Origin of the sequence: Neobacillus drentensis (assembly GCF_036965245.1) — a bacterium.
In the GTDB taxonomy this organism is placed as follows: Bacteria; Bacillota; Bacilli; order Bacillales; family Cytobacillaceae; genus Neobacillus; species Neobacillus drentensis_G.
The window spans coordinates 1-5,313 of the sequence record NZ_JBALPG010000095.1; the positions used below are offsets into that span (position 1 = coordinate 1).

General features: G+C 33.3%; 4 protein-coding genes and 1 pseudogene. 4 read left to right on the forward strand and 1 reads right to left on the reverse strand.

Annotated elements, in window-relative coordinates:
• The first annotated feature begins 213 nt into the window (after positions 1-213).
• Positions 214-492: a hypothetical protein gene (locus V7150_RS18210; protein ID WP_335521196.1), complete on the forward strand. Its 279-nt coding sequence runs from the start codon at positions 214-216 to the stop codon at positions 490-492.
• A gap of 315 nt (positions 493-807) precedes the next feature.
• On the opposite strand, the gene V7150_RS18215 is transcribed toward V7150_RS18210, so the two are convergent.
• Positions 808-2,880 (reverse strand): choice-of-anchor J domain-containing protein, encoded by a 2,073-nt coding sequence (locus tag V7150_RS18215; RefSeq protein ID WP_335521198.1) that lies wholly within the window; start codon positions 2,878-2,880, stop codon positions 808-810.
• A 336-nt stretch (positions 2,881-3,216) separates the two neighbouring features.
• Between V7150_RS18215 and V7150_RS26650 the strand changes: the two genes are divergently transcribed.
• The 3 genes and pseudogenes from V7150_RS26650 to V7150_RS26655 all read left to right on the forward strand — a co-directional run.
• Positions 3,217-3,372 (forward strand): hypothetical protein, encoded by a 156-nt coding sequence (locus V7150_RS26650; protein ID WP_420490308.1) that lies wholly within the window; start codon positions 3,217-3,219, stop codon positions 3,370-3,372.
• 53 nt (positions 3,373-3,425) lie between these two features.
• Complete coding sequence (locus tag V7150_RS18220) at positions 3,426-3,614, forward strand: tyrosine-type recombinase/integrase (RefSeq protein WP_335521211.1); 189 nt, start codon at positions 3,426-3,428, stop codon at positions 3,612-3,614.
• Positions 3,615-4,393: 779 nt separating this feature from the next.
• Positions 4,394-4,671: pseudogene (locus V7150_RS26655) on the forward strand (transposase); the annotation flags it as partial.
• Positions 4,672-5,313: the final 642 nt, after the last annotated feature.

Sequence of the window (5,313 nt, forward strand, 5' to 3'; positions counted from 1 at the left end):
ACGGTAATGCTCTTTTCTTATTCAAGTAACGAAGTTTAGTTAAAGATTAGCAACCAAATAAACAAGATTAACGTCAAATTATAGGGAGAGTGATGAGATATCAAAAATCAAATTGGTATAATCTTATTATTTGCCTTAGTTTTAGTTGGATGTGGTTTAGAGACAAAGACATTATCTCAATTTTATGATAGAGATATTAACTAAGTAACTAAAATGGTGATATTTGACGGAAACTCAGGATATAAGAAAACAGTTGAAGATAAAAAGGTTATTGATAATTTTCTTAATAAAATAAAAGACATTAAGTTTATTCCAGATGAAAACCAAGAGCTAAGAGACGGATTTAATTATTCAATTACTCTTTTTCAGGATGATGAAGAGACTTTTAAATTCGGATTAACACAAGTAAATGACCATTATTACCATACAGAACCCGATATTTATCCAATTGTTGATGATTTTTATAAAAACCTCAATGTTCAAGAAAAATAATAATTCCTTCTTTAACGGAGTGCGTTGGCACAACAACATTACATTTTTTGTTGTATTAAATGAGGTCATTTGTAGTACAAAAAAGGATAGATAGAGCATATCTACAATTCAGAATATTTCATTATTATTCACATTTGAAACGTAATCACCAAAACCAAAAAAAGCTGCCCAAAGTTTTAATTTGGAACAGCTTCTTTAAGATAGTCGTAAAATAGGTCATTATTGGAAAGTTACTTTAATTTTTAGAGATTTAAAAATTCAGAATTCTAGGGCGTAAGCCCCGATTTATATAACTTAATGAATCTTGGAGTTTATTTATTTCTTTTTGTTAGCCTTCATAATTACATCGTAATTATACTCAGCACGTCCACCCTTGCCAGGAGCAGGTGCATAAGTAACCATCATTACTACTTTAGAATATTGAGAGCTTTGTAGCATATCACGAAGATCTACCTTATCACTTTCACTCATATTTAGGAGATTAGGGAATTTAATAACTTTGACATGATTGTCTTGCCCTTTTGCAACACCTTTCTTATATCCAATAAACTGAACTTGGTAATCCACATATTCCTTTGTTGCTTCTTCTAAACTCATGAAGCCCTCAGTCGTTTTCATGGTATCAATTAGCTCGCCATTTAGCTTAAGATTTGATACGTACCATCCTGCTTCATTATAGCCCCAGTCTGTCATATAGCGGAATGCCACAAGGACCTTTTGACCCATGTATTGAGAAAGGTCGAAACTTTCTGTTGTCCAACCATTTGAGCTACCGGTAAATCCTGGTAAATTCTGTTTTATTGTTGGATATCCATTGGCGACCAAATCATCTCTTGTGTGTTCATTCGCTAAAGAAGCCCACGTTTTTCCATTATCTGTTGAAACTTGAACAGCACCAAAATCCCATTGTTCTTCAATATTATATTTTGTTTCAAAAGATAGGATTGGATTTGTTTTTCCTATTAAATCAAGCTCTTTTATCAGGAAATTATCTGCTTGATCCCCTTGATTCCCCCAAAGTACTTCACCTTTTACTGGATCAGTTACTGTTTTCCAGTTCGTACCGAGGAAATCAAGACCTTTGAAATATAGATGGTCGATCTTCTTGTCAGGAGTAATCACTTTTACATCAGTTCCCCAAGCTGGTGCAAAAGAGTCTAATTTTGATGCTGCTTCGATATTAGGGTTAAGGTCAATGGTATTAAAATTATATGTCTTATTATCTCCTTGATATTTTCCATCTAGCATTAATGCAATCATGAAATCTTGATATACTGCATTAAAGTCTTTTTTGCTACCCATTTCTTTTAGAACGGCATTAATACTATTAATACCTTGTAATTGGTTTTTGAATTCTTTCTGAATAAATTCCTTGCCAAATTGTTCGTATAAATAAAGCTGGAATAGATAAGCAGCCCCATAGTCTCCTAGTATTTGAAGATCTGACTGATCTCCCCATTGCGTTAAGGAGTTCTTGAGGTTACTCATAAAGAAGTCGACGTGTGATTTTGAATGACCATATCCAACCTGATATTGAGCAAAATCAGATAATCCCTCATTTATAAAGTTTTCTTCTGCACCATCACTGTCGTGGTGAAGTAAATGTTGAAACTCATGAGCAAAAGTCCCCTCGTATAAGAAAGGTTTTGCAGCAGTTGGACCTGTCCGGTTTAACCAATCAAAACTGTCAATTGTCATGACATTTCTGTCCGTTAAATCACTTATAGTTGATGAAAAATATCCTGCAATATAACTAGGATAATTCGCATCATAGTAACTATCATCTTTAATGTTATCAATTAGGATAACGACACGCCCAGATTCGTCCTTATATAAATCACCAAGAGAATTAGCAGCATGTTCTCCCTTTCTTTCAGCAGGGGCGCCAAAAAAGGCAACCTCTTGTTCATACATTTTTGAATCAAATTGATTTAAAAGATAGTTTACTTGTTTATCGGTAACGACAGATACTCCAGCAGCATTCCTTGGGTCTCCTGTAGGATACGCAAGATTATTTGCTACCCATACCTCACCATATGTACCAACTCCTTTGAGAGTAAAATTCGTTAGTCCATATTGTCCAGTTACATCATTATGTGTAACCCACGGTTTAACAGTCCCTACATCGCCCGGAGTTACGGATGAAGCCGCTCCAGCTTGTCCACTGTCTGATGAAACTTCTCCGTTTACATCATACCCACTTAAATTAAGTTTGTTATTTTTTAATACCTCTTCTACGGTTTCAGAGCGAAAGTCTGAACCTATCTCCTGCACTGCCGGATTTGGGTTATACCCTTTAACCTGCGCACTTCCCACGGAAGGAAGTAACATACTACCTACTAGAGCAGTAGTAGATAAAACGGATAAAAGCTTTTTGGATTTTTTCATTTTCGTCCTCCTCGCACCTTAATAATACTAATTACCTAATAATAGTATCAGTAATATTATGAATATTTTGTCGTATTTAGAAAATTAACACTGTTTTTTATCGTTTAAATTTTATTTTTTTCGACAGGGTATAATCTTTCAGTAAATTTTAGTATTTAATCGTTCTTTTTCGACACAATTAAGAAAGTTGACAGGGGTAAACTTGGAAGGTATAAAATAGCACCCGAGCTTTGGAGGGAATCGAGTAGGAGGGAGTAATTTACTCCCGACTTCAAAAACTTAAGGATATTGAACAAGTTAAAACCTTCTTGGAAGCAGCCATAGATTCATACAGGGATGCGTCGAGGTGAAGTTTTAGGATTACGATATCAGGATATTGATTTTGAAAATAATATCTTATTCGTAAGACAATCTTTACAGGAAGTGAAAAAAGTAGGACTAATATTTAAAAACTTTAAATCCGGTAAAAGTGGATCCGTAACAATTACATAAACCTTAATCCAAGAATTATTAAAAGTTTATTAGCAACACATAGACATAAATTGTTGTTAGGATCTGAATGTAACGATTTAGATTTACTATTTGCTCCAAACAATAGTAAACCAATTCAACCAACAGAACTGGCGAGGAACTTTCGTAAGCTTGTTGAAATTAGTGGCTTTCATTATGTTAGATTTCACGATTTAAGACATACACCTGCAACGTTAATGTTTCAACAAGGTGTTCATCCATAAGTTGTGTCAGAACGATTAGGACATTCGACAATCAGATTCAAGATGGACACTTATACTCATGTGTTACCAAATATGCAAAAATAAGCTGCCTTTCAGTTCGAGCAGCTCATAAAATAACGTATGTAATTTTTTATATCTGATGTTACCAAAATGTGATTAAAGATAATATTTTCAGTTGTTGGCCAACAACTTTTGCCTCAATTTAACTTCTCAAAAAAACTCATAAAACCTTATTTTTCAAGGTTGGCGGGACTGTGTGGGAATCGAACCCACCAGACCTGGCACGCAGGTCTCAAGCAGTTTTGAAGTTTGCTAGCATCTTTTTTTTTAGTATCTTTATGTACTCGGAAATATTGATATATCAAGCTTTCTTACTTCCTAGTGTTTGCTTGTGATTTGTAGTTTTAAAAATTTGGGCACCAAGCATAGCACCTATAGCCATCTGTTAGGTAATGATTAAAATCACACCATTACTTAACCTATTTCCTACCTCAACCCTGTCAATCTTATGTAGCAAAATCAAGCTAGTTCAACTGAATTAAATAAGTTAAATAAATATTGATTTATCAAGGTTTTATTGGGGTCAAAATCAACCAAGTTAAATCAATTCATTTAAGAAAAATAAGTATGTAAGCAAATGTGTTAGCAAGAAGGTGAGCAGGTGATCTACTTTCATTTAAATCCTCGCTAGTACGTTTAAAGGTAAATAAGCTAAATATTTATTTCTTAATTAGTGGTTCGTGAATATTTTGCTGTAAAAGTAGACATATAGGAAAAATTTAAAGATCCTGTTTAAGGATGCCATTCATAAGTCTTTTTAGGATGAATTCGATGATCATCTCGGCAATTCAAAACATGATAATGTGGGTGACCATACTGGAAATAGTCGAAATGAATATAGTCAATAAACAGTTAAGACAAAGTTTGGCAATACAATGAAACACAAATTATTAAAAAATATGAAAAAACCACCAATGGATTGAAAGATCAAATTATTGGCCTTTATTCCAAAGGAATGTCTACTAAAGACATTGAAGATCAAAAGAAAGATCTATATTGAATTGATTTAAATGTATCAAACATATAATTTTAGTTCTTGCCTTGCGAAGATTGTCAGATTTTACTTACACAAGATTTTCCACACACCCTTTATTTGTGTCATTTTTCTTCTCATCACATACCTAGACGTTCTCTCCCCCTTTGTAATTTCGTACAGTTACTCATTTTCTCTTTTAGGAATGCATTCTCCTCCTCAAGTTCAAGCATCCGTTTTTGGAAGAATCTAAATCGATGGTTTTCTGTCATTTTAGGTAATGCTTTATGAAAACACTCTAACCCATATTTTTTTTCCAACTATAAAGTGTGTTAATGTTTATATCCATCTCTTACTTTTCATTTAATCACACTCTTTTATGTCAATTTTATTGAATACTTCAATATCATTCATCTCCGTTTTTCTTATCTTCAATTAGTGAAATCATTTTTCATGAAATTATCCATATCTTTGTTCAATCTCAAATGTTTCTAAATTGAGAATTATATTGCATTGTCACTTTGGAAAATAATTATCATGATTTTTTTGATATACATTGCAAATGTATTTCTAGTAAATAAAGAAGAGGGTGTCCCAAGTAACTTTTTAGGGGGCACCCTTTTTGTAATGAGCATGTTAAATTTGTGTGTTGATTTCCGCTCCAGG

Excerpts from the sequence above, each read along its gene's own strand:
- V7150_RS18210 (WP_335521196.1), top strand. The coding sequence starts at position 214 with ATGGTGATATTTGACGGAAACTCAGGATATAAGAAAACAGTTGAAGAT.
- V7150_RS18215 (WP_335521198.1), bottom strand. The coding sequence starts at position 2,880 with ATGAAAAAATCCAAAAAGCTTTTATCCGTTTTATCTACTACTGCTCTA.
- V7150_RS26650 (WP_420490308.1), top strand. The coding sequence starts at position 3,217 with ATGCGTCGAGGTGAAGTTTTAGGATTACGATATCAGGATATTGATTTT.